At 67.2% G+C, this 23,173-nt stretch carries 20 protein-coding genes; 2 read left to right on the top strand and 18 right to left on the bottom strand.

Going from position 1 to position 23,173, the window contains the following annotated elements:
- Nucleotides 1-226: 226 nt before the first annotated feature.
- The 5 genes from pstB to ppk1 form a co-directional block, all read right to left on the bottom strand.
- The gene (gene pstB, locus OOZ48_RS04460; RefSeq protein ID WP_269496030.1) at nucleotides 227-1,009 is read right to left on the bottom strand and encodes a phosphate ABC transporter ATP-binding protein PstB; all 783 of its coding nucleotides are present in this window, start codon (nucleotides 1,007-1,009) and stop codon (nucleotides 227-229) included.
- A 23-nt stretch (nucleotides 1,010-1,032) separates the two neighbouring features.
- Nucleotides 1,033-1,893, bottom strand: a complete 861-nt coding sequence (pstA, locus tag OOZ48_RS04455; RefSeq protein ID WP_269496028.1) for a phosphate ABC transporter permease PstA — start codon at nucleotides 1,891-1,893, stop codon at nucleotides 1,033-1,035.
- 17 nt (nucleotides 1,894-1,910) lie between these two features.
- Nucleotides 1,911-2,846: a phosphate ABC transporter permease subunit PstC gene (gene pstC / locus OOZ48_RS04450; RefSeq protein ID WP_269496026.1), complete on the bottom strand. Its 936-nt coding sequence runs from the start codon at nucleotides 2,844-2,846 to the stop codon at nucleotides 1,911-1,913.
- Nucleotides 2,847-2,975: 129 nt separating this feature from the next.
- Nucleotides 2,976-4,019 carry a phosphate ABC transporter substrate-binding protein PstS gene (pstS, locus tag OOZ48_RS04445; protein WP_269496024.1) on the bottom strand — a complete coding sequence of 348 codons (1,044 nt, stop codon included), beginning with the start codon at nucleotides 4,017-4,019 and terminating at the stop codon, nucleotides 2,976-2,978.
- A 116-nt stretch (nucleotides 4,020-4,135) separates the two neighbouring features.
- Complete coding sequence (gene ppk1 / locus OOZ48_RS04440) at nucleotides 4,136-6,229, bottom strand: polyphosphate kinase 1 (protein WP_269496022.1); 2,094 nt, start codon at nucleotides 6,227-6,229, stop codon at nucleotides 4,136-4,138.
- A 45-nt stretch (nucleotides 6,230-6,274) separates the two neighbouring features.
- Here ppk1 and OOZ48_RS04435 point away from each other — a divergent pair, with 45 nt between their 5' ends.
- Complete coding sequence (locus OOZ48_RS04435) at nucleotides 6,275-7,780, top strand: Ppx/GppA phosphatase family protein (protein WP_269496019.1); 1,506 nt, start codon at nucleotides 6,275-6,277, stop codon at nucleotides 7,778-7,780.
- Between the two features lie 30 nt (nucleotides 7,781-7,810).
- Here OOZ48_RS04435 and OOZ48_RS04430 read toward each other — a convergent pair whose 3' ends face one another.
- The 5 genes from OOZ48_RS04430 to OOZ48_RS04410 all read right to left on the bottom strand — a co-directional run bounded on the left by OOZ48_RS04430 (nucleotide 7,811) and on the right by OOZ48_RS04410 (nucleotide 13,522).
- A complete protein-coding gene (locus tag OOZ48_RS04430) occupies nucleotides 7,811-8,560 on the bottom strand; it encodes a GNAT family N-acetyltransferase (RefSeq protein ID WP_269496017.1) in 750 nt (249 codons plus the stop codon).
- Nucleotides 8,561-8,674: 114 nt separating this feature from the next.
- Nucleotides 8,675-10,015, bottom strand: coding sequence for a phosphoglucosamine mutase (gene glmM / locus OOZ48_RS04425; protein ID WP_269496015.1), 1,341 nt, complete (start codon nucleotides 10,013-10,015; stop codon nucleotides 8,675-8,677).
- Complete coding sequence (gene folP, locus OOZ48_RS04420; protein WP_269496013.1) at nucleotides 10,012-10,848, bottom strand: dihydropteroate synthase; 837 nt, start codon at nucleotides 10,846-10,848, stop codon at nucleotides 10,012-10,014. The genes glmM and folP overlap by 4 nt, the downstream gene beginning before the upstream one ends.
- A 10-nt stretch (nucleotides 10,849-10,858) precedes the next feature.
- A complete protein-coding gene (ftsH, locus tag OOZ48_RS04415; protein WP_269496010.1) occupies nucleotides 10,859-12,760 on the bottom strand; it encodes an ATP-dependent zinc metalloprotease FtsH in 1,902 nt (633 codons plus the stop codon).
- A 93-nt stretch (nucleotides 12,761-12,853) separates the two neighbouring features.
- Nucleotides 12,854-13,522, bottom strand: coding sequence for an RlmE family RNA methyltransferase (locus OOZ48_RS04410; RefSeq protein WP_269496008.1), 669 nt, complete (start codon nucleotides 13,520-13,522; stop codon nucleotides 12,854-12,856).
- Between the two features lie 17 nt (nucleotides 13,523-13,539).
- On the opposite strand from OOZ48_RS04410, the gene OOZ48_RS04405 reads away from it, so the two are divergent.
- Complete coding sequence (locus OOZ48_RS04405; protein WP_269496006.1) at nucleotides 13,540-14,148, top strand: YhbY family RNA-binding protein; 609 nt, start codon at nucleotides 13,540-13,542, stop codon at nucleotides 14,146-14,148.
- Here the strand turns inward: OOZ48_RS04405 and greA are convergent.
- The 8 genes from greA to OOZ48_RS04365 all read right to left on the bottom strand — a co-directional run bounded on the left by greA (nucleotide 14,135) and on the right by OOZ48_RS04365 (nucleotide 23,077).
- Entirely contained in the window at nucleotides 14,135-14,611 is a 477-nt protein-coding gene (gene greA / locus OOZ48_RS04400) for a transcription elongation factor GreA (RefSeq protein WP_269496003.1), read from the bottom strand. The genes OOZ48_RS04405 and greA overlap by 14 nt on opposite strands.
- Before the next feature lie 521 nt (nucleotides 14,612-15,132).
- Nucleotides 15,133-16,452 (bottom strand): solute carrier family 23 protein, encoded by a 1,320-nt coding sequence (locus OOZ48_RS04395; protein WP_269496000.1) that lies wholly within the window; start codon nucleotides 16,450-16,452, stop codon nucleotides 15,133-15,135.
- Nucleotides 16,453-16,551: 99 nt separating this feature from the next.
- Nucleotides 16,552-17,415 (bottom strand): sugar phosphate isomerase/epimerase family protein, encoded by an 864-nt coding sequence (locus tag OOZ48_RS04390; RefSeq protein WP_269495998.1) that lies wholly within the window; start codon nucleotides 17,413-17,415, stop codon nucleotides 16,552-16,554.
- A gap of 10 nt (nucleotides 17,416-17,425) precedes the next feature.
- Nucleotides 17,426-18,616, bottom strand: a complete 1,191-nt coding sequence (locus OOZ48_RS04385; RefSeq protein ID WP_269495996.1) for a dihydrodipicolinate synthase family protein — start codon at nucleotides 18,614-18,616, stop codon at nucleotides 17,426-17,428.
- A 13-nt stretch (nucleotides 18,617-18,629) separates the two neighbouring features.
- Complete coding sequence (locus tag OOZ48_RS04380) at nucleotides 18,630-19,799, bottom strand: Gfo/Idh/MocA family protein (protein WP_269495994.1); 1,170 nt, start codon at nucleotides 19,797-19,799, stop codon at nucleotides 18,630-18,632.
- Between the two features lie 15 nt (nucleotides 19,800-19,814).
- The gene (locus OOZ48_RS04375; RefSeq protein ID WP_269495992.1) at nucleotides 19,815-21,242 is read right to left on the bottom strand and encodes an enolase C-terminal domain-like protein; all 1,428 of its coding nucleotides are present in this window, start codon (nucleotides 21,240-21,242) and stop codon (nucleotides 19,815-19,817) included.
- Nucleotides 21,243-21,267: 25 nt separating this feature from the next.
- A complete protein-coding gene (locus tag OOZ48_RS04370) occupies nucleotides 21,268-22,047 on the bottom strand; it encodes an ABC transporter ATP-binding protein (protein ID WP_269495990.1) in 780 nt (259 codons plus the stop codon).
- A 19-nt stretch (nucleotides 22,048-22,066) separates the two neighbouring features.
- A complete protein-coding gene (locus OOZ48_RS04365; RefSeq protein ID WP_269495989.1) occupies nucleotides 22,067-23,077 on the bottom strand; it encodes an ABC transporter substrate-binding protein in 1,011 nt (336 codons plus the stop codon).
- Nucleotides 23,078-23,173: the final 96 nt, after the last annotated feature.

Below are 23,173 nucleotides of genomic sequence, written 5' to 3'. Positions count from 1 at the left end.
CTCGCGGCCTGCAGGCCGCTCCGATTCGACAGGCACAGGACAGTCCGCAGGGACTCTCAAGCCGGGATAGCTCTCCACCTCGCGGCCTGCAGGCCGCTCCGATTCGACAGGCACAGGACAGTCCGCAGGGACTCTCAAGCCGGGATAGCTCTCCACCTCGCGGCCTGCAGGCCGCTCCGATTCGACAGGCACAGGACAGTCCGCAGGGACTGTCCTGTGTCCAGTCTCATCCAAACCTTCCCGTAATGTAATCCTCGGTTTCCTTGCGGGCGGGTTTGACGAAGATCTGGTCGGTGCGGCCGAACTCCATGAGTTCGCCCAGGTACATATAGGCGGTGTAGTCCGAGCAGCGCGCCGCCTGCTGCATGTTGTGGGTGACGATGACGACGGTGTAGTCGGATTTCAGCTCGGCGATCAGTTCCTCGATCTTGGCCGTCGAGATCGGGTCCAGCGCCGAGCAGGGCTCGTCCAGCAGCAGGACCTCGGGCTTGATCGCCACGCCGCGGGCGATGCACAGGCGCTGCTGCTGGCCGCCCGACAGGCTGTTGCCGCTCTGGTCGAGCTTGTCCTTGACCTCGCTCCACAGGGCCGCCTTGGTCAAAGCCCATTCCACCCGCTCGTCCATCTCGCCCTTGCTGAGGCGCTCGAACAGGCGCACGCCGAAGGCGATGTTGTCGTAGATGCTCATGGGAAACGGCGTGGGCTTCTGGAACACCATGCCGACCTTGGCCCGGATCAGGGAGATATCCAGGCGGGAATTGAGCAGGTTCTCGCCGTCGAGCTCGATGGCGCCTTCGGCGCGCTGGCCGGGATAGAGCTCGAACATCCGGTTGAAGGTCCGCAGCAGCGTGGACTTGCCGCAGCCCGAGGGCCCGATGAAGGCAGTGACCTTGTTCTCGGCGATCGACATATTGATGTCGCGCAATGCATGAAAGGAACCGTAATAGAAGTTCAAGTTCCGCACGGCGATCTTGGTGCGCTCGTCTATGGGGGTCGTAGTCATGGTCATGGGGGCGACGGTCTATCCTGGAATCATTTGCGGAACAGGCTGCGGGCGGCGATGTTGATCGCCAGCACCAGCAGGGTGATCAGGACCGCTCCGGCCCAGGCAAGGCGGTTCCAGTCCTCGAAGGGGCTGGCCGCGTATTGGAAGATCACCACCGGCAGGTTGGCGATGGGGGCGTTCATGTTCATCGACATGAACTGGTTGTTGAGGGCGGTGAACAGCAGCGGCGCGGTCTCGCCCGCGATCCGGGCGACCGCCAGCAGCACGCCGGTGATGATGCCCGAGCGCGCCGCCCGATAGCAGATGAACACCACGACCCGCCATTGCGGGCAGCCCAGGGCGACAGCCGCCTCGCGCAGGCTGTTGGGCACCAGGGCCAGCATGTTGTCGGTGGCCCGCACGACCACCGGGATCACCAGGATCGCCAGCGCGAAGGCCCCCGCCCAGCCCGAATAGTGCTCGACCTGCGCGACGTAGACGGCGTAGATGAACAAGCCGATGATGATGGACGGTGCCGACAGCAGCACGTCGTTCAGGAAGCGGGTGGCCGGCGCCAGCCAGCCGCGCTGGCCATATTCGGCCAGGTAAGTGCCGGCCAGGATGCCGATGGGCGCGCCGATCAGCGTGCCCACCGCCGACATCATGAAGCTGCCCACGATCGCATTGAGCAGGCCGCCGTCCTGCCCCGGCGGCGGGGTGCTCTCGAGCAGCAGCGTGAACGACAAGGCATCCGCCCCTTTGATCAGCAGCGTGAGAATGATCCAGGCCAGCCAGAACAGGCCCGAGACGAGCGCGAAGCTGGAGAGGCCGAGCATGAAGCGATTGAAACGCTGGCGCCGGCGATAGACGGGATTGGACTGGACGACGACGGAATCCGGAACGGGCATGATGTGCAATCCTTTGGCTAGCGGCCTTCCTTGCGCGAGAGCTGCAGCAGCATGAGCTTGGACAGGATCAGGACCACCGTGGTGATCAGGAACAGGATCAGGCCCAGCTCGAGCAGCGCGGATTTCTGCATCCCGCCCGCCTCGTTGAATTCATTCGCCAGCGCGGAGGCGATCGAGTTCGACGGCGAGAAAATCGATTGCGGCATGTTGAAGGCGTTGCCGATCACGAAGGTCACCGCCATGGTCTCGCCCAGGGCGCGGCCCAGTCCGAGCATGATGCCGCCGATCACCCCGTGCTTGGTGTAGGGCAGCATGACCTTCCAGACCACCTCCCAGGTGGTGCTGCCCAGTCCGTAGGCCGATTCCTTGAGCAGCGGCGGGACCTGCTCGAACACGTCGCGCATGACGGCCGTGATGAAGGGGATCACCATGATCGACAGGATCAGGCCCGCGGTGAACAGGCCGATGCCGAAGGGCGGGCCGGCAAAGACGTGCTCGAGCACCGGCACGCCCTCGAAGGTGTCGATGACGAATGGCTGGATGTATTTCTGGAAAATCGGCACGAAGACGAACAGGCCCCACATGCCGTAGATGATGGAGGGGATGGCTGCGAGCATCTCGATGGCCGTGCCCAATGGCCGGCGCAGCCATACGGGCGACAGCTCGGTCAGGAACATGGCGATCCCGAATGACACCGGGATGGCGATCAGCAGGGCCAGGAAGGAACTGATCACGGTGCCGGTGATGGTCACCAGCGCACCGTAGTGGTTGCGCACGGGATCCCAGTCGTTGGTCCACAGGAAGGCAAAGCCGTGCTGCATGATGGACTCGCGGCTGCCATAGGCCAGCGACACCATGATGGCCGCGAGCAGGATGAATACGAAGAACGCAAATACGCGGGTCAAGTGCCTGAACCCGGCATCTACCAAGAGGCTGCGCTGCTTGTCGATCATGCTCTCATCCGCGGCGGCCGGCCACCGGATGCGGGGCGCCGCTCAGAAACTTGAAACCGCTATTTTCACATAAACGGGGCGGCGCGCCGTGCGCCGCCCGGGGCGAGGGCCTGGCGGCCCCCGCGGACATCACTTCCAGACCGGGGTGCCGTCGGCCGCCTTGATGTTCGCCGCCCAGACCTCGCGCACCTGCGCGGTCACCTCGTCGGGCAGGGGCACGTAGTCCAGCTCGCGGGCCATGTCGGCGCCCTTGCGATAGGCCCAGTCGAAGAAAGCCAGCACCTCGCGGCCACGGGCGGCATCCGCCTGCCGGCCGTGCATCAGGATGAAGGTCGCCGCCGTCACGGGCCAGGACTCGGCGCCCGGCTCGTTGTTCAGGATCACCCCCATGCCCGGCGCGCTGTTCCAATCGGCATTGGCCGCGGCCGCCGCAAAGGCCGGCTGCGAAGGCTGCACGAACTGGCCGTCGCGGTTCTGCAACTGGGTCCACGAGAGCTGGTTTTGCTTGGCGTAGGCGTATTCGACGTAGCCGATCGAGTTGGCGAGCTGGCGGACGTAGGCGGCGACGCCCTCGTTGCCCTTGCCACCCTGGCCGGTGGGCCATTTCACGGCCTTGCCCTGCCCGACCTTGTCCTTCCACTCGGGCGACACTTGCGACAGATAGTTGGTCCAGCCGAAAGTCGTGCCCGAGCCGTCCGAGCGGTGCACCACCACGATGGCCTTGGACGGCAGCTTCAGCCCCTCATTCAGCTGGGCGATGGCCGGATCGTCCCATTTCTTGATCTTGCCGAGGAAGATGTCGGCCAGTACGGGGCCGGTGAGCTTCATCTGGCCGGGCGCCACGCCCTCGACATTGATCACGGGCACCGTGCCGCCGATCACCGCGGGAAACTGCACCAGGCCGTTTTCCTTGAGGGCCTCGGGCTTCATCGGATCGTCGGTCGCGCCGAAATCGACGGTCTTGGCAATGATCTGCTGCTGGCCGCCGCCAGAACCGATCGACTGGTAGTTCACGCGATGGCCGGTCTCGGCGTTGTATTGGCTCGCCCACTTGGCGTAGATCGGATAGGGGAAGGAAGCGCCCGCACCGGTGAGGTCGGCGGCGCTCACCGTCGCGGCAACGGCCGCCATGGCCAGGCCGGTGGTGCATTGCGCCAATATGCGATTGAACATGTTGAATCCTTGTAAGGTCTTGCACTCAGTCGACGGGGCGATCCCGTCAGAACAGCATGTTAGGGGGGCGTCGTGACACCTTGATGACAGCACCGGCATGCCTGTCACATGCCGGTTCACCCCCCGAGCCGAGCCATCAAATGCTGGTGCAGGTTCATCGGCGCGCGCCGGTTGCGCACGCGCAGGTAGCGCCCGTCGGGCTGCATGCTCCAGGCCAGTTGATTGTCGCGCAGGGCGAAGGTGAAGGCCTCGTCGATCACCCGCCTGCGCAGGTTCTTGTCCAGCACCGGGAAGCCCAGCTCGACCCGGCGAAAGAAATTGCGGTCCATCCAGTCGGCCGAGGACAGGTACAGCGCGCCCTCGCCTTCGCGATGGAAGTAAAAGACGCGGGAGTGCTCCAGAAAGCGCCCGATGATGGAGCGCACGCGGATGTTCTCGGACAGGCCCGGCACCCCCGCCTGCAGCGCGCAGGCGCCGCGCACGATCAGGTCGATGCGCACGCCGGCGCGGCTGGCCTCGTACAGCGCCTCGATCATGGAGGGCTCGAGCAGGGAATTCATCTTGGCCATGATGCGCGCGCGCTTGCCCGCGCGGGCGCTTTCAGCCTCGTCCCGGACCATGCCCAGCAGGGTGTCGTGCAGCGTGAAGGGCGACTGCAGCAGCAGCTTGAGCGTGCGCCGCGACCCCAGGCCCGTCAGCAGGGAAAAGACCTGGTCCATGTCCTCGCACATCTGCGGATTGGCGGTCAGCAGGCCGAAGTCGGTGTACAGGCGCGCCGTGCGGGGATGGTAGTTGCCCGTGCCCAAGTGTCCATAGCGGCGGATGCGGCCGTCCTCGCGGCGCAGCACCAGCGCCATCTTGGCATGGGTCTTGTGACCCACCACGCCGTAGCTGACGTGCGCGCCGACCTCCTCGAGGCGGGCGGCCCAGTTGATATTGGTCTGCTCGTCGAAGCGCGCCATGAGTTCGACCACCACGGTGACCTCCTTGCCCGCCTTGGCCGCCGTCAGCAACAGCCCCATCAATTCAGAGTCCTCGCCGGTGCGATAGATGGTCTGCTTGATGGCCATCACCTGAGGGTCCGTGGCCGCCGCCCGCAGGAACTGCAGCACGGGCTGGAAGGACTGGTAGGGATGGTGCAGCAGGTGATCGCGCGCCGAGATCGCGGCAAAGAGTTCGGCCGGATCCTCCAAGTCGCCGTCGAAGGGCGCCGGCACCTTGGGACGGTAGGGCGGGTATTCGAGGTCGGCGCGGCTGACGCGGTTGCACAGCTGCATCAGCCGTGCGAGGTTGACCGGCCCGTTCACCCGATAAGTGTCGGCGGGACCCAGGCCGAACTCGCGCTGCAGGAAGAGCTCCAGGTCCGGCGGCATGGCGTGGGCGATCTCGAGGCGCACCGAGGCGCCGAAGTTGCGCTGCGAGAGCTCGCCCTGCAGGGCCTGGCGCAGGTTGGTGATTTCCTCTTCGTCGACGAACAGGTCGCTGTTGCGGGTGACCCGCCATTGGTAGCACCCCTGCACGTCCATGCCGGGGAAAAGCTCGCCCACGAAGGCGCTGATCAGGGTGGTCAGCAGCATGAACCCGTCAGGGATGCCGGCGATCTCGGCCGGGACCTTGACCATGCGAGGCAGCGCCCGCGGCGCCTGCACGATGGCGATATGGCCTTCGCGCCCGAAGGCATCCTCGCCCGAGAGCGCCACGATGAAGTTCAGGCTCTTGTTGTAGACGCGCGGGAAGGGATGCGCCGGGTCCAGTCCGATGGGGGTGAGCAGCGGCATGACGTCGCGCCGGAACAGGCCGTGCGCCCATTCGCGTTGCAAATCCGTCCAGCCGGTCGAATAGATCAGCCCCACCCCCTGGTCGAGGAGCTTGGGCATGACGTCGCCCGTCAGCAGGCGATTCTGGCGGTCGACCAGCGCATGCACCGCGCGCTGGACGCGGTCGAAGGCCTCGTCCGGCGTCAGGCCGTCGACACCCGCCAGTTCGGGCGTCTGGCGCTGCTGTTCCTTGAGGCTGGCCATGCGGATTTCAAAGAATTCATCGAGGTTCGAGCCCACGATGCACAGGTAGCGCAGGCGTTCGAGCAAGGGCGTATCGGCACGCTCTGCCATGGCCAGGACGCGCTCGTTGAACTTCAGGATAGACAGTTCGCGATTCGACAGAACCGTTGGTGTCCCGCTCGCCTCCATGCGCGCTCCAAATTGTGTCATGACCGGCCACTATAATCGCACAATGTGACATTACCGGGTACAAGCATGGACGACCGGCTGGCCTCGATCGACCTGGGTTCCAATACCTTCAGACTTTCCATCGGACGCGTCGTGCAGCACGACGGCAAGGCGCAGATCTATGCCGAGGACAAGCTGCGCGAGACGGTCAATCTCGCCAGCGGCCTGGACGAATACAAACGCATCCGGCCCGAGGCCGTGGCGCGGGCGGTGGCCACGCTCGAGCGCTTCGGCGACCGGCTGCGGGGCTTCCCGCCCTCGAACGTCCGCGCGGTCGCCACCAATACGTTCCGGGTGGCGCGCAACGCCGCCGACATCCTGCCGCTGGCCGAGCGCGCGCTCGGCTTCCCGATCGAGATCATCTCGGGCCAGGAGGAAGCGCGCCTGATCTTCGCCGGCGTGGTCAACGAGCTGCCACGCTCCGACCAGCGGCGCCTCGTGATCGACATTGGCGGCGGGTCGACCGAATTCATCATCGGGCGCGGCTGCAAGCCCTTGCGGCTCGCCTCGCTGACGATCGGCTGCACGACCCATACCCGAGCGTACTTCCCGCAAGGCCGCATCACCGAATCGCGCATGCGCCAAGCCATCCTGGGCGCCCGCCGCGAAATCGAGGCCATCGCGCGCCCCTACCGCCACACCGGCTGGGACAAGGCCTATGGCTCCTCAGGCACCGCCAAGGGCTTGCTGGCCGTCCTGACGGAAAACGGCCTGTCGCAGCGCGCCATCACCCTTGAAGGCATGGAGCGCCTGCGCACGGCCCTGATCCGCGCCGGCGAGGTCCGCCTGCAGGATTGGGCGGGTCTGAAGGCCGAACGCGCACCGGTGCTGGCCGGCGGGCTGGCGATCATGATGGCCGCCTTCCAGGAGCTCGGCATCGAATCCATGGGCGCCGGCGAGGGCGCCCTGCGGGTCGGCGTCCTCTACGACCTGCTGGGCCGCGACCTGCAGCACGACAAGCGCGACGAGACCGTGCGCCAATTCGCCAAGCGCTACCAGGTCGACGAAGCCCAGGCGGCGCGCGTGTCGGCGCTGGCGTTGATCCTGTTCGACCAGATGGAACTCGAGGACGAGCCGGAATACGAGGACCTGCGCCGCGCCCTCGCCTGGACCGCCTCGCTGCACGAATGCGGCCTGGCCATCGCCCATGCCGATTACCACAAGCACAGCGCCTATATCCTCGGGCACGCCGACATGCCCGGATTCTCGCGCGACGACCAGGAACTGCTGGCCTTTCTGGCGCTGGGGCACCAAGGCAAGCTGGGCAAGCTGCGTGACCGTTCGCCCAGCCGGGCGCGCTGGCTGACCCTGTGCTGCCTGCGCCTGGCGGTGCTGCTGCATCGCCGCCGCGAGGAGGTGTCCCCCCTGCCCTTGCGGCTGCATGCCCACGGCACCCACGTGGACATGGCCGTCGATGCGCATTGGCTGTCGGCCCACCCTTTGGGCGAATTCACCTTGCGGGCCGAAGTCGAGATCTGGCGCAAGGCGGGGTTCGAACTGCGCCTGTCGCGCGTCGCGACCCTGGCCGCCTGAGGCGGCCGACGGCCTGCGCCGGCGGTATCCTCAAGCGATACCGAAGTGCCGCCGATAGCGCGGATCCAGGCGTTCCAGGTCCAGCAGGATGGGAAAGTCGGCGGTATTGAAATCCGGATCCCAGGCGGGTTCACCGCAAATCGTCGCGCCGATCTTGAGATAGCCCTTGATCAGAGGCGGGACGCGCGCCGGCAGCGTGCTGTCGAGGCGCTCGACCGGATAGCGATGGATGGGGGCGATGCGCGGGATGCCGGGATTGCGCGCCATCAGGCCCTGGGCGATGCGCCAGACCTCGGCGGCCGTGACGCCGTCGTCGCGCAGGCTGACGCTGGCGCAGCCCAGCATGTAGCGATAGCCGCCGCGGGTCATGATCTGTGCCAGTCCGGACCACAGCAACATGATGACGCTGCCGTGGCGGAAATCGGCGTCGATGCACGAGCGGCCCACCTCGACGAGGCCCGGACGCAGCGCCCGCAGCGGCGCCAGATCGAACTCGGATTCGGAATAATAGCCGCCGGCCTGCACGGCGGCCTCGGGCGTCAGCACGCGATAGGTGCCCACCACGCGGTCGGAGCCCGTGTCGCGCACCTGGAAATGCACGCACCAGTCGTCGAAGCGGTCCACGTCCCGATCGCCCACCGCTGAAGGAAAGACCGCGGCCAACTCGTCGGTGAAGACGCGATATCGGAGACGCTGCAGGGCTTCGAGCTCGTCTGCCGTCCTGGCGATGCTCAGCGCCAGGCCGCCGGCCTCGACGCCCATCCAGTCTGTGCGTGCCATCGTGTCGATGCGAGGGGATATACCATGATGATGCATAGGCCACCTCCTGAATTCGTGCCTGCGGCGTATTGTGACAGCAGCATGTTTCAGTCGTGAGACGGTCGCCCCGGAAATTCAGGCCAATTTTACAGCGGCGAGGCGGCGCACGCCGTCCTCGGCCAAGGCCTCGTCCTCGGCCTCGACCATCAGGCGCAGCTTGGGCTCGGTGCCGGAGGCGCGGATCAGCACCCGGCCACGCTCGCCCAGCATGTCGCGCACCGCCCGGGCCGCGGCCTGGAGGCCCTCATGCGCCTCCCAGGCCACGCCCGGGGCCAGCGGCACGTTGATCATTTTCTGGGGGTACATCCTGAGATCGGCGACCAGTTCGTCCAGGCGCGCGCCACCATGCCGCATCGCCGCCAGGACCTGCAAGGCGGCGACGATCCCGTCGCCCGTAGTGTGGCGATCCAGACACAGCAGGTGGCCGGAGCTCTCGCCGCCGAACAGCCAGCCGCGCTGGCGCAAGGCCTCGAGCACATACCGGTCGCCCACCTGGGTGCGCTCGAACGGAATGCCCAGGTCGCGCATGCGCTTCTCAAAGCCGAAATTGGTCATCAAGGTGCCGGCCACCCCGCCGATCGGCTGGCTGCCGGCCCGGTCGCGCACGATGGCGTACAGCAGCTCGTCGCCGTTGTAGAGCCGTCCTTCGCCATCGACCATCTGCAGGCGGTCGGCGTCGCCGTCCAGCGCGATGCCGAGGTCTGCGCCCTGCGCCCGCACGGCGGCGACCAGCGCCTCGGGATGGGTGGCCCCCACCCCTTCGTTGATGTTGAAGCCGTCGGGCTCGCAGCCGATGGTGGTGACCTCAGCGCCCAATTCGCGAAACACGTGCGGCGCGATGTGGTAGGCGGCGCCATGCGCAGCGTCCACCACGACACGCAGGCCCTGCAGGTCGAGCTCGTTGGGAAAGGTGCTCTTGCAGAACTCGATGTAGCGGCCGGCCGCGTCGTTGATGCGCCGTGCACGGCCCAGGCCCTCGGAGTCCGCGCAGCCGACGGGTTCCGCGAGCATGGCCTCGATGGCGGACTCGGTCTCGTCGGGCAGCTTGGTGCCGGCCGCGGAAAAGAACTTGATGCCGTTGTCGTAATGCGGGTTGTGCGATGCGCTGATGACGATGCCGGCCACCAGGCGCCAGGCCCGCGTCAGGTAGGCCACGGCCGGTGTCGGGATGGGCCCGGCCAGCATCACGTCCACGCCCGCGGCCGAGAGCCCGGCCTCGAGGGCGGCTTCGAGCATGTAGCCCGAGATCCGCGTGTCTTTGCCGATGACCACCGTGGGCCGGCCCCCGCCGATGGCGTCGCGCGCCAGGACGCGCCCGGCCGCATAGCCCAGCCGCAAGGCGAATTCGGCGTTGATGGTTTCCCCGCCCACGATGCCCCGCACCCCGTCGGTGCCGAAATACTTGCGTGCGCTCATGCGCGGACTCCTTCGACCATCGCCCAGACCTTGAGGGCATCCACCGTATCGGCCACGTCATGCACCCGCAGGATGTGCGCGCCGCGCGCCGCGCCGGCCAGTGCGGCGGCGATGCTGCCGCCCAGCCGCCGGTCGACGGTCCGCCCCGTCACCGCGCCTATCATCGATTTGCGGGACATGCCCACCAAGAGCGGGTAGTCGCCCGTTTTCAGCTCGCGCAAGCGCGCGAGCAAGGTGTAATTGTGCTGCACCGTCTTGCCGAACCCGAAGCCGGGATCGAGCACGATGCGTGTGGGCGCCACGCCCCGGCCGCGCAGCGCCGCGGCCCGATCGGCCAGGTAGCCGCCGACCTCGCCCACCACGTCGTCATAGACCGGCGCATCCTGCATGGTGCGCGGTTCCCCACGCATGTGCATGACGCAAACGGCGCAGGCCGCATCCGCCACGGCCTCGGTGGCGCCGGGCGCCTGGAATCCCATGATGTCGTTGATCATGTCCGCGCCCGCCTGCAGCACGGCGGCCATGACGGCGGGCTTGCAGGTATCCACGGACACGGGCACGCCGCAGTCGCGCAAGGCCTCGACCACAGGCACCACGCGCTGCAGCTCCTCGTCGACGGGGACGGCCTGCGCGCCGGGACGGGTGGATTCGCCGCCCACGTCGAGGATGTCAGCACCCTCGTCGACCAGGCGGCGCGCGTGCGCGATCGCCTCGGCGGTGCGAAAGTGCTGCGCGCCGTCCGAGAACGAATCGGGGGTGACGTTGACGACCCCCATCACCAGCGGACGCTGCAGGGTCAGCCGGAAGCGCCCGCAGTCCAGGTATCCGGACATTCGGAGTCCGTCAGACGGGCGTGGCCGCCGGTCCCTTGTCGCCGCTGGGCGCCGCCTGACCGGCCGAGGGCGGCGGCGTGCTGCCGGCGTCGCCCGAGGCGGGCGGCTGCGGCGCACGCGGCGGGCGGCCCTGCATGATGTCCTCGATCTGTTCGGCGTCGATGGTTTCCCATTCCAGCAGGGCCTTGGCCATCGCATGCATCTTGTCCTGGTTGGACTCGATCAGGTTGCGGGCCACGGCGTACTGGGCGTCGATGATGCTGCGGATCTCATGGTCGACCTTTTGCATGGTCGCCTCGGACACATGGGTGGTCTTGGTCACGCTGCGACCGAGGAAGACCTCGCCTTCGTTCTCGGCATAGACCACCGGCCCGAGCGAATCGGTCATGCCATAGCGCGTGACGATGTCGCGGGCGATGGCCGTGGCGCGCTCGAAGTCGTTGGAGGCACCGGTGGTCATCTGGTTCATGAAGACCTCCTCGGCGATCCGGCCGCCGAACAGCACCGCGATGGTGTTCAGGAGGCGGTCCTTGTCCATGCTGTAGCGGTCGCCCTCGGGCAGCTGCATGGTCACACCCAGCGCGCGGCCGCGCGGAATGATGGTGACCTTGTGAACGGGATCGGTCTTGGGCAGCAGGCGTGCGACCAATGCATGCCCGGACTCGTGGTAGGCCGTGTTGCGGCGTTCCTCCTCGGGCATGATCAGGGAGCGGCGCTCGGCGCCCATGATGATCTTGTCCTTGGCCTTTTCCAGGTCGGACATGTCGACGGTGCGGCCATTGCGCCGCGCGGCGAACAGGGCGGCCTCGTTGATGAGGTTGGCCAGGTCGGCGCCGGAGAAGCCCGGCGTGCCGCGCGCCAGCACCATGGAGTCGACGTTCTGAGCGATGGGCACCTTGCGCATGTGGACCTTGAGGATCTGCTCGCGCCCGCGGATGTCGGGCAGCGAAACCACCACCTGGCGGTCGAAACGGCCCGGGCGCAGGAGCGCCGGGTCCAGCACGTCGGGCCGGTTGGTGGCGGCGATCACCAGCACGCCTTGCCCGGTTTCGAAGCCGTCCATCTCGACCAGCAGCTGGTTGAGGGTTTGCTCGCGCTCGTCGTTGCCGCCGCCCAGGCCCGCGCCGCGCTGGCGGCCGACCGCATCGATTTCATCGATGAAAATGATGCACGGGGATTGCTTTTTGGCGTTCTCGAACATGTCGCGCACGCGGGCCGCGCCCACGCCGACGAACATTTCGACGAAATCCGAACCCGAGATGCTGAAGAACGGCACCTTGGCCTCGCCGGCGATGGCCTTGGCCAGCAGCGTCTTGCCGGTACCCGGAGGCCCGACCATCAGCACCCCGCGCGGGATGCGGCCGCCCAGGCGCTGGAATTTGGTCGGGTCGCGCAGGAAATCGACCAGTTCCTGGACGTCTTCCTTGGCCTCGTCGCAACCCGCGACGTCGGCAAAGGTGATGGTGTTGTTGTTTTCATCGAGCATGCGCGCGCGCGACTTGCCGAAGCTGAATGCCCCGCCCTTGCCACCGCCCTGCATCTGGCGCATGAAAAAGATCCACACCCCGATCAGCAGCAGCATCGGGAACCAGGAAATGAACAGGCTGGTCAGGAAGGAAGGTTCCTCGCGCGCGCGGCCGGAGACCTGGACGCCGTTCTTGACGAGTTCGGGCACCATCCAGAGGTCGCCCGGGGACGTCAGGCTGTACGAGCGGCCGGATTCCGGGGTCACGAAGAGCGTGTCGCCCTGGATGTCGACCTTGTTGATGCGTCCGGCCCGCGCGTCATTCATGAACTGCGTGTAGCTGACGGTGTCGTTCGTGACCGGATGGCCTTCGAACTGTTTGAACACCGTGAAGAGCACGAGCGCGATCACCATCCAGACCGCGATCTTGGAAAACGAGTTGTTCAAAGCCAACCTCCTGCGTATGCTGTCGTCGGCCAGTCGCTTGATTACAATAAGCTGACAAAACCGTCAATGCTTCATTCTACCTGAATCCAGGCGTCAGTCCGTGCCGTTTCCCGCGTCTGTGCCGGCGGTCTCCTTCAGGCCACGCGCGACCAGAAAGGTTTCCGAGGATTTGTCCCGCGAGGCCTTGGGCTTGCGTTCCACGACGCGGACGAAATGGCGCTTGAAGGATTCGACCACCTGTGAAAATCCGCTGCCGTGGAAGGCCTTGACCACCAGCGCGCCATCGGGCCGCAGGTGGCCCAGGGCAAATTCCAGGGCCAGCTCGCACACATGGGCGATGCGCGCCGCGTCGGCCGAGGCCACACCGGACAAATTGGGGGCCATGTCGGAAATTACAAGGTCCACCGGCTGGTCGCCGAGGCACCGCCGCAGTTCATCCAGGACGGCGTCGTCGCGGAAATCCCCCAGGATGAACTCCACCCCGGCGATGGGCTCCATCGGCAGCAGGTCCACGGCGATGATCCGGCCGTCGATCGAACCGCCCGGCCCCGCCAGCCGCTCGCGAACGACCTGGGACCAGCTGCCGGGGGTGGATCCCAGATCCACCACCACGTCGCCGCGGCGCAGCAAGCGCTCGACGTCCAGGATCTCGGCCAGCTTGAATGCCGCCCGGGCGCGATAGCCTTTCTGTTGCGCCATTTTGACGTAGGGGTCGTTGATATGCTGCTGGACCCAGGCTTTGGAGAATTTTTTCTTGGCCATTACCGTACAATTCCGCTATGCCCAAACTCGAATTGACATCCCATGAACGCAGCGCTCTGCGCGCCGCGGCCCATCCCTTGCGTCCCGTCGTGCTGATCGGCGACCGGGGCCTGAGCGAATCCGTCCTGAACGAAATCGACCGCAGCCTCGCAGCGCACGAACTGATCAAGGTGCGCGTGGGGGGCGCCGAACGCGAGGAGCGCGCGGCCATGCTCGAGGCCATCTGCGAGGCGCTCTCGTGCGCCGCGGTGCATCATCTGGGCAAGACGCTGATTATCTATCGGCCCGACCTCGCCGCGCAACAGGCCCAGGCCGAGGCCCGCAATGCCACCCGCGCCGTGCGCAAGCCGTCGGACCCCCACATCCCCAAGAAGCAGGCCGCCCTGGGCCGCGGCCAGGCCAAGCCCGCGCGCGCCGCCAAGCCCGCGGACGGCATCCGCAAGGCCGCGCCCGCCGCGACACACGCAAGAAAAAGCGACGCCCCTGCCTCGCAGGGACGCCGCCCCGATGCGCCAGCGCGCACCCCTCGCCGTCCGGCCGCCGCGCCCGGCATCCCGCGCCGCAGCGGCGGCAGCGCCCTGACGCTGCGCGCCGGGGCGCGGCGCGGCCGCGCTACACGTAGCTGACGGAGCACACCTCGTACTCGCGCACGCCCGCGGGCGCCCGGACCTCGACCACGTCGCCTTCGCTTTTGCCGATGAGGGCGCGGGCCACGGGGCTGGAGACCGAAATCATGTTGGCACGGATGTCGGCCTCGAGGTCGCCCACGATCTGGTAGCGCAGGCGCTCGCCCGACTCCAGGTCCTCGATCTCGACGGTGGCGCCGAACACCGCCTGGCCGGCCACATCCAGGTCGGCCGGATTGATGATCTGGGCGTTGGACAGGGTGCCCTCGAGTTCCTGAATGCGGCCCTCGATGAAGCCCTGGCGCTCGCGCGCCGCATCGTATTCGGCGTTCTCGGACAGGTCACCCTGCGCCCGCGCCTCGGCGATGGCGTTGATGACTTCCGGACGGTCGACCGTCTTGAGGCGATGCAACTCGGCTTGTAAACGCTCTGCCCCGCGAGCTGTCAAAGGGATCGCAGACATGACTCTACCTGACTCAAAAAGCCCCGCACCGCGCCTTCGGCTTGCTGCCCCCCGAGGGGGTGCATTTGCCTTGGAGCGGTCCGGCGGCGACACAAAGCCCCCTCGCCGCGCCTTCGGCTTGCTGCCCCCCGAGGGGGTGCATTTTGCCTTGGAGCGGTCCGGCGGCGACACAAAGCCCCCTCGCCGCGCCTTCGGCTTGCTGCCCCCCGAGGGGGTGCATTTTGCCTTGGAGCGGTCCGGCGGCAAAAGTAAAAAGACGCCTCGCACACGAGAGGCGCCTGACCTTGCACTGACGGATCGGCCGGGCATGCTTGCACCCGGCGTGGGCGGCAAGCGGATCGGCCATCGGCCGATTCCACGGGGTACGCCCCGCAAGTTGCCCGCCCAAAATAAAGCCCCGGCCGAAGTCACCGGGGTACTTGAGGCTATTTTGAGCAAAACGCCGGGAAAAAGCAAGCCCCTGCCCCGGTCCCCCGCCCCGCCGGACGCCGGGGTTCGTCCTGCGCGCCTGGGGCTGCCCCTCAGCCCCGCTGGCGCCGGCCCTTCAGCAGCGCATACAGGATGATGGCGCCGAAAGTCGCGGTGCCGATACCGTCCAGGCGGAAGGCGCCGATGGCGACCGAGAAATTGCCGGCGCCCAGGATCAAGGTGACCGCGGCCACGATCAGATTGCGGTTGTCGCTGAAATCGACCTGGTTCACGACCCAGATGCGCGCCCCCGCGATGGTGATCAGGCCGAACACCACGATCGACATGCCGCCCAGCACGGGCGCCGGAATGGCCTGGATCACCGCCCCGAACTTGGGCGAGAAGCCCAGGAAGATCGCAATCAGCGCCGCGACCACGAAAACCAGGGTGGAATAGATACGGGTGACGGTCATGACGCCGATATTTTCGGCATAGGTGGTCACGCCGGTGCCGCCGACCGCCCCCGACACCATGGTGGCCACGCCGTCGCCGATGAAGGCGCGGCCCAGGTAGCGGTCCAGGTTCTGGCCGGTCATGGCGCTGACCGCCTTGATGTGGCCCAGGTTCTCGGCCACCAGGATGATGGCCACGGGCGCGATCAGGCTGATGGCGTGCGCCTCGAACACCGGCGTCGAGAACGTCGGCAGGCCCAGCCAGGGCGCGGCGCCGATAGCGCTGAAATCAATGGGCGTACCCATGCCCAGGCCGTTGGTGAGGACGGCATAGATCACGCAGGCCAGCAGCAGGCCCACCAGGATCAGCAGACGCTGGACCATGCCGCGGGTGTAGACCGCCACCCCGCCCACGCACAGGATGGTCATGATGGCCATGGCGGACTCGAACAGCGTTCCGCCCATGGCCCCCTTGGCGGCGATGGGTGCGAGGTTCAGGCCGATGACGGCCACCACGGCGCCGGTGACCACCGGCGGCATCCAGGCGTCGATCCAGCCCGAGCCCCCATCGGTCCTGGCGCTGATCCAGGCGGTCAGCACGCCGATCGCCGTATAGACCAGGCCGCAGATGATGATGGCCCCCAGGGCGACGCCGATGTTCGGGTTCGGGCCGCTGCCCGCATAGCCCGTCACCGCGATGACCCCGCCGATGAAGGCGAAGCTGGACCCCAGGTAGCTGGGCACGCGCCCGCCCACGAAGAGAAAGAAGATCAGCGTACCGATCCCTGACATGAGGATCGCCATGTTCGGATCGAAGCCCATGATGAGCGGCGCGAGGATCGTGGAGCCGAACATGGCGACCACGTGCTGCGCGCCCATCGCCACCGTCTGGGGCCAGGGCATGGTCTCGTCGGGCTGGACCACGGCGCCCGCGGCGGCGCCGGGTACGCGGCGCCACTGCGGAAAATAGGAATTGGACATGGGGAACGGGCCTCGGGAAAAGGTGGACGCGGGAGGGGTGGCGCAAGTTTATGGCCGGTCGGCCACCCCGCGCAAGCCTTCCGTCAAGACCCGCAGAGGCTAGACAATGGATCTATGCCGCTGGATGCAGGTCTCCAGGACCTCCTCGCCGGGGCGGCTCCACCAGTCCTCGGAAAAGATCTCGACCTCGCAAAGGCCCGCATAGCCGGCCGCCTCCATCTCGCGGCGGATGGTCTTGAGCTCGATCACGCCGTCGCCCATCATGCCGCGGTCGTTCAGGAGGTCGCGCGTGGGCGCGAGCCAGTCGCACACATGGTAGGCCAGCAGCCGATCGGCGCCGGCACGCCGGATCTGCCCATGGAGCTTCGGATCCCACCACACGTGATAGACGTCCACGGCCACGCCCAGCATGCCGGTGCGCTCCGGATCGAGCTCATCGCACAGGTCCAGCGCCTGCTCGAGCGTATTGACGCAGGCGCGCTCGGCGGCCTGCATGGGATGCAGGGGCTCGATCGCCAGCGGCATGCCGACCGTGCGGGCGTACTCCAGCGTGGCGGCGATGCCGTCGCGCACCTCGCTGCGCGCCCGCGCGATGTCGGTATAGGCCGGCGCGCCCTGCAGCGCACCGGGCAGGGCCCCCACCACCAGGACGAGGCAGGGCGCATCCAGCGTGCGGGCCTCGTCCACCGCGCGCCGATTGTCCTCGAGCGCCGCGGCCAAACCGGCCGCGTCCGCCGCCGGGTAGAATCCGCCGCGGCAATAGCCCGACAGGCGGATCCCCGTTTCCCGCAGGCGCCGAGCCACGATGTCCAGGCCGACGGCGGCCACCTGGTCGCGCCAGGGCGCGATCGCCCGGATGTCGCGCCGGGCGCATTCATCGATGATGGTATCCAGCCGCCACTGCTTGCGCACCGTGGCGGTGTTCAGGGACAGAAGTTCGTGATCCTTGGACAAATCCCGCATGCCGCGCCTCTCAGGATTGATGAATGCCGTGGACCGCCAGCCACTGCGCCATGCGCTGGACGGCCAGGTCGGGGCGCTCGAGCACACCGGCCTGGTCGGCCAGGCGGAACAGTTCGGCGATGTGCTGCAGGGACCGGGCGCTCTGCTGCCCACCCACCATCGAGAAGTGGTCCTGGTGGCCATTGAGCCAGGCGACGCAGACCACGCCCGTCTTGTAGAACCGGGTCGGCGCCGCGAAGATATGCCGCGACAGCGGCACGGTCGGCGCGAGGATCTCGTGGAAGCGCGCCGCGTCCCCCGCCGCCAGCGCGGCCAGCGCGGCGCTGGCCGCCGGCGCGATGGCGTCGAAGATCCCCAGCAGCGCATCGCTGTGGCGATGCGTGGGCAGCTCGCCCACGCCGTCGCCGGCGATCAGCTCGGCATAATTGAAATCGTCGCCGGTATACATGCGCACCCCCTCGGGCAGGCGGCGGCGCATCTCGAGCTCGCGGTCCTTGTCCAGCAGCGAGACCTTGATGCCGTCGACCTTGGCGGCATGGTCGGCGATGACGCCCAGCGCGGTGTCCATCGCCCGCGAGATGTCCTCGTCGCCCCAGTAGCCTCGCAATTGGGGGTCGAACATGTCGCCCAGCCAGTGCAGGATCACGGGCTCGCGCACCTGCTCGAGGATGCGGCCGTAGACCCGGGCATAATCCTCGGGGCCGCGCGCCACGCGCACCAGGGCGCGGCTGGCCATCAGGATCAGCCGCCCGCCCAGGGCCTCGATCGCCTCGACCTGCTGCTCGTAAGCCGCGATGACGTCCTCGAGCGTGCGCGCCGCCTCGGGGGCCAGGTGATCGGTCCCGCAGCCCGAGGCCACGCTGGCACCGGGCACATCGCGCGCGGCGTCGAGCGAGCGCCGGATGAGTTCCAGCGAGGTCGTCCAATCGAGGCCCATGCCGCGTTGCGCCGTGTCCATGGCCTCGGCCACCCCCAGGCCCAGGGACCACAGGTGGCGGCGGTAATCGATGGTGGCGTCCCAATCGATGGCGCAATCGACCCAGGGGTCCACGGCCGCGAGAGGATCCGAGACGACGTGGGCCGCTGAATAAGCGATGCGGTTGAAGGCCGCGCCACCGGCCGGCCGGGGCGCGGCGACGCCGCGCAAGGTATAGGTTTCAAGCCCGCCGGACGGCGTGGGCAGCAGGATGCGGTTGCTCATGAGGCCTCCTCGGTCAGTGGTTCGGGAACAGCGCCGGCACGTCGACCCAGCGGCGCTCCTTCCAGCTTTGCAGCGCCGTCTCGACGAGTTGCACGCCCTTGGCCCCTTCCTCGAGGGTCCAGCGGAAGGGTTCGTCGGCCGCGACGTGGCGGATGAAATGCTCCCACTGGATCTTGAACCCGTTGTCGTAGACCTCGGTGTCCGGCACCGTCTGCCACTGGTCCATGAACGGCATCTTTTGTTTTTCGTCGGGGTTCCAGACCGGGCGCGGCGTGTTCACCCGCGCCTGCGACACGCAATCGGTCAGGCCGGCGACCGCCGAGCCATGCGTGCCGTCGACATGGAAGGTCACCAGATCGTCGCGGCGCACGCGCGTGGTCCAGGAGCTGTTGACCTGGGCGATGACGGGCTCGCCGCCATGGCCCTTGAGCTCGAAGGTGGCGTAAGCGGCGTCATCGGCGGTCGCCTCGTACAGCCGGCCCTGCTCGTCCCAGCGCTCGGGAATGTGGATGGCGCCCAGGCAGGATACGGACTGGACCTCGCCGAACAAGTTGTCCAGCACATAGCGCCAATGGCAGACCATGTCGAGGATCATGCCGCCGCCTTCCTCCTTGCGGTAATTCCAGGATGGGCGCTGGATGGGCTGCAGGTCGCCTTCGAACACCCAGTAGCCGAATTCGATGCGCACCGAGAGCATGCGCCCGAAAAAGCCCGAGCGGCGCAGCATGTCGAGTTTGCGCAGGCCCGGCAGGAACAGCTTGTCCTGGACCACGCCGTGCTTGATGCCGGCCTCGCGCGCCAGGCGGCAAACCCTCAGGGCCTCATCCAGGCCCGTGGCGATGGGCTTTTCGCAATAGATGTGCTTGCCGGCGGCAATGGCGCGCGCCAGCAGGTCGGGGCGCATCTGCGTGGTGCCGGCGTCGAAGAACACCGTGTCCTCGGGATTGGCCAGGGCGGCGTCCAGGTCGTCGCTGTAGCGTTCGACCCCGTGGGCCTGCGCCAGCGCGCGGACCTTGTCCAGGTTGCGCCCCACCAGGATGGGATCGGGCATCACCCTGTCGCCATTGGCCAGGGCCACCCCGCCCTGGCGGCGGATCGCCACGATCGAGCGGATCAAGTGCTGGTTCATGCCCATGCGTCCGGTGACGCCGTGCATGATGATTCCAAGACGTTGCGTATTCATGGAAGTCCTTTTGATTCAGTAAGTGGAACGCATGGCGTCCCAGGAAACATGCCCCCCGGCCGTTCCGGTGGCGAAGCCGGGGCAGTCGAGGTTGCTTAGATCGATCTGACCGTTGTCGATGCGCAGCCGCACGGCGCCGTCGCTGTGCCCATAGAGCGTCGGGAAACCGGCGAGGAAGCCGCTTTGCTCGGTATCTGGTGCGGCAGCCAGGCCGTTGACGTAGTGGTGGCCGTTGCGTTCGACATGGGTGAGGCCCAGCCAGCCCACCAGCGCCAGATCCTGCTGGATGCCCAGGCCGGCCTGCATGGTCAGGTCCTCGCCCGACAGGAAGTATTCGCGTCCGGCCTCGCGCGACCAGGCTGCGCAGCGCGCCGCATTGAGCACGGATTTGTAGAAACCCTTGCAGCTCTTGCTGGAGATGCCGGTATAGCCCGCCGCCCGGGCACGCGGAAACGCATCGAGCGTCGCATCCGACTCATCCACCAGCAAGGGCACGCGCAGGCCCAGCGCCGAGACGTCGGCGTCCAGCGCATGGGCGCGCGCCATGGGCTGTTCGACGAAGGCCAGGCAGGCCCTCAGGGGTGCCAGGCCCGGATGCCGCTCGAGGCGGTCGAGGAACTCGGCCAAGTGCGCGGCATCACGGTATTGTTCGTTGCCGTCGAAGGTCACCAGGCGCATCGCGTCGTGGATGACGGGCGCGATCTCGGCCAGGCGCTCGACGTCCGCTGCGGCATCGCCCGAGAGCTTGAGCTTGAAGTGCCGATGGCCGTAGCGGGCAATGGCTTGCGTGAGGGTGCAGGGCAATCCGTCCTCGGGCGAACCGGGCAGCGGATCGACGAGCGCATCGGCCAGCCCGACCGTGTGGCGGGCCGCGACCGTGCGCCCCGCCAGGGAGGCGGGATGCGCGGCGAGGAAGGCATCCAGGTCGAAATCCCGCAGGTCGTCGGCCAGGCCGGTGCCGTCCAGGCGCATGCCCGCGGCGTTGGCGGACATGGCCGCGCTGAAGCCGGTTCCCAGAGCGCGGCACACGGCATCGAACACGGCGCGATCCACCAGCGCGGGGCCGTATGAGGCCACCAGGGCCGGCAGGCCGCGCCGCGCCGCGGATTCATGGATGCCGCGATAGTGGCGGGCGAAATGCCCCCAGGCGGTGTCCGGGGCCGAGTCGGAACGATAGGCCTCGCGGGCCAGGACCAGCGCCTCGCGCAACTGGCCGAAATTCTGCTCCTGCGAGAGCGCCGGGCTCTTGTCGAACCATTTGGGGATCATCATCTCGGCCGCGCAACCGGTCGACGTCGAGCCATCCTCGAGGCGAATGCGCGCCGTGGCGTAGGCCTGCGGGCAGGCCCGCACGGTGGCGCTGCCGAACCTGAAGGGCAGCCGCAGGGCGACATCGCGCTCGGCAAAGCCGATGTCCTCGATTACAAAGCGTATGGCTTGCATGTCTCGTCCCGCACCGGGCGGGTTCTCAGTGGTCCAATATGCCTTCGGAATAGAAGTGCGCGCGGACCTGCTTGGCGTACTTCGCGAACTCGGGCGTGCCCATGATGTCCAGCGGGCGCAGGCGCGGCAGGTCGATGTCGTAGACGGCTGCGATCGAGCCCGGGCGCTCGCTCATGACGATGACCCGGTCCGACAGGAAGATCGCCTCGGGAATGCTGTGAGTGATCAGCAGGACCGTCTTGCGCGATTCCGCCCAGATCCGCTGCAGCTCGAGGTTCATTTTCTCGCGCGTCATGGCGTCCAGCGCGCCGAAGGGTTCGTCCATCAGCAACAGCGCCGGGTCATGCAGCAGCGCCCGGCAGATCGAGGCGCGCTGCTGCATGCCGCCCGAGAGCTGCCAGGGGTATTTCTTTTCGAAGCCCGACAGGCCGGTCATCTCGATGAGCTGGAGCGCGCGCTCGCGCGCCGGCCCCATCGGCATGCGGCGCATCTCGGCCTGCAGCAGAATGTTGTCCAGCACGCTGCGCCAGGCCAGCAGGACCGCGCTCTGGAACACGATGCCCACGTCCTTGCGCGGCCCGTCGACGGGCTTGCCCGCCAGCGACAGCCGGCCCGCGGTGATCGGCAACAGACCGGCCACCATCTTGAGCAGCGTGCTCTTGCCGCAGCCCGAGGGCCCGACGACGGACACGAACTCGCCCTTGCGGATGCTGAAATCCAGCGGTTTGAGGGATTCCACCGGGCCATCGCGGGTCTCGTAGACCTTGGTGACGCCGGCGGCTTCGATCAGGATGTCGTCAGACATGGGCGAGTCCAATACAGCTTCAGTTCTTGGGGAGATAGTCGAGGGTCACGTAGTCGGCCGGGGTGCCGCGGTGCGCCGGGTCGACCCCGCCGTACTCGACCAGCAGGTCCAGCGATTTGTCCACGTTGTCCATGGCGACGCGGAACGGCGCCTGGCCTTCCGTGTCCTTGGTGTGATAGAGCTCGATGCTGCGTTGCAGGCCGACCAGCAGGGTCTCGGATACACCCGCCTTGGGCTTGGCCTCGAGCATGGCGTCCACGGCCGCCTGCGGATCCTTGACCGTCGCCTCGACGGCACGGGTGGAGGCGCGCATGAAGCGGCGCGCCAGATCCTCGTTCGCGGCCAGCCAGTCCTTGTTGACGATGATGCCCGAGCTGATCTGGTTGACGCCCGAGTCGGCAAAGCGGATCGGATGGACCACCTTGCCGGTGGCGTCCTGCAGCTTGATGGCCTGGTCCATGACGTAGCCCAGCAGCATGTCGGCACGGCCGGTCATGACGGCGTTGAGTTTCGTCTGGGCGTCGCCCGAGACGATGTTGATCTGGCTGGGATCGATGTTGTTGGCCTTGAGGAAGATCGGCCACATCTGCGACATCGAGTCGCCCGGGGTGACCGCCACGGTCTTGCCGATGATCTGCTGGGGCGTCTTGATGCCCTTTTCCTCGAAGCCCATGACCGACATCGGGCTGAGCTGGAACAGCACGCCGGTGGAGATCAGGGGGGCGCCCTTGGCGGCCGCCTTGATCATGGTGGTCACGTCGATGTAGCCGAAGTTCACGGACTTGGCGGCGACGGCCTGCGCGGTGACAGCGGAGCCCCGGCCCTCCTGGATGTCGAGATTGATGCCTTCGTCAGCGTAGTAGCCGAGCTTCTTGCCCAGGAAGAACGGCGCATGCTCGCTGTACAGATACCAGTTCAGCATCAACGTGACGTCGTCCTTGGGTTTGTCCTGAGCCTGGGCCGGCGCGGCGCCCAGCATCGCGGCGGTCAGGGCCAGGCCCAGCCCTGCTTTGAGCAAGTTGCGAATCATGCGTGTCTCCTTTGGGCGCTGCCGGCCCGTCATTGTCCAAGCCGCCATGAGCGACTACGAAAAAACCAGGTATCCCCACGCCGGGAGCCGCCGGCG

Source organism: Castellaniella sp. S9 (genome assembly GCF_027257175.1).
In the GTDB taxonomy this organism is placed as follows: Bacteria; Pseudomonadota; Gammaproteobacteria; order Burkholderiales; family Burkholderiaceae_B; genus Castellaniella.
Note: the sequence above shows the minus strand (reverse complement) of the source record. Positions and strands in the feature narration are given on the sequence as shown.

What these genes read in the sequence shown, in the direction of transcription:
- OOZ48_RS04365 (WP_269495989.1), bottom strand. Translation starts at nt 23,077, where the DNA reads ATGATTCGCAACTTGCTCAAAGCAGGGCTGGGCCTGGCCCTGACCGCC.
- folP (WP_269496013.1), bottom strand. Translation starts at nt 10,848, where the DNA reads ATGTCCGGATACCTGGACTGCGGGCGCTTCCGGCTGACCCTGCAGCGT.
- glmM (WP_269496015.1), bottom strand. Translation starts at nt 10,015, where the DNA reads ATGAGCGCACGCAAGTATTTCGGCACCGACGGGGTGCGGGGCATCGTG.
- pstA (WP_269496028.1), bottom strand. Translation starts at nt 1,893, where the DNA reads ATGCCCGTTCCGGATTCCGTCGTCGTCCAGTCCAATCCCGTCTATCGC.
- OOZ48_RS04410 (WP_269496008.1), bottom strand. Translation starts at nt 13,522, where the DNA reads ATGGCCAAGAAAAAATTCTCCAAAGCCTGGGTCCAGCAGCATATCAAC.
- pstB (WP_269496030.1), bottom strand. Translation starts at nt 1,009, where the DNA reads ATGACCATGACTACGACCCCCATAGACGAGCGCACCAAGATCGCCGTG.
- greA (WP_269496003.1), bottom strand. Translation starts at nt 14,611, where the DNA reads ATGTCTGCGATCCCTTTGACAGCTCGCGGGGCAGAGCGTTTACAAGCC.
- OOZ48_RS04375 (WP_269495992.1), bottom strand. Translation starts at nt 21,242, where the DNA reads ATGCAAGCCATACGCTTTGTAATCGAGGACATCGGCTTTGCCGAGCGC.
- OOZ48_RS04395 (WP_269496000.1), bottom strand. Translation starts at nt 16,452, where the DNA reads ATGTCCAATTCCTATTTTCCGCAGTGGCGCCGCGTACCCGGCGCCGCC.
- OOZ48_RS04390 (WP_269495998.1), bottom strand. Translation starts at nt 17,415, where the DNA reads ATGCGGGATTTGTCCAAGGATCACGAACTTCTGTCCCTGAACACCGCC.
- OOZ48_RS04435 (WP_269496019.1), top strand. Translation starts at nt 6,275, where the DNA reads ATGGACGACCGGCTGGCCTCGATCGACCTGGGTTCCAATACCTTCAGA.
- OOZ48_RS04405 (WP_269496006.1), top strand. Translation starts at nt 13,540, where the DNA reads ATGCCCAAACTCGAATTGACATCCCATGAACGCAGCGCTCTGCGCGCC.
- OOZ48_RS04380 (WP_269495994.1), bottom strand. Translation starts at nt 19,799, where the DNA reads ATGAATACGCAACGTCTTGGAATCATCATGCACGGCGTCACCGGACGC.
- OOZ48_RS04370 (WP_269495990.1), bottom strand. Translation starts at nt 22,047, where the DNA reads ATGTCTGACGACATCCTGATCGAAGCCGCCGGCGTCACCAAGGTCTAC.
- OOZ48_RS04385 (WP_269495996.1), bottom strand. Translation starts at nt 18,616, where the DNA reads ATGAGCAACCGCATCCTGCTGCCCACGCCGTCCGGCGGGCTTGAAACC.
- pstC (WP_269496026.1), bottom strand. Translation starts at nt 2,846, where the DNA reads ATGATCGACAAGCAGCGCAGCCTCTTGGTAGATGCCGGGTTCAGGCAC.
- pstS (WP_269496024.1), bottom strand. Translation starts at nt 4,019, where the DNA reads ATGTTCAATCGCATATTGGCGCAATGCACCACCGGCCTGGCCATGGCG.
- OOZ48_RS04430 (WP_269496017.1), bottom strand. Translation starts at nt 8,560, where the DNA reads ATGGCACGCACAGACTGGATGGGCGTCGAGGCCGGCGGCCTGGCGCTG.
- ppk1 (WP_269496022.1), bottom strand. Translation starts at nt 6,229, where the DNA reads ATGACACAATTTGGAGCGCGCATGGAGGCGAGCGGGACACCAACGGTT.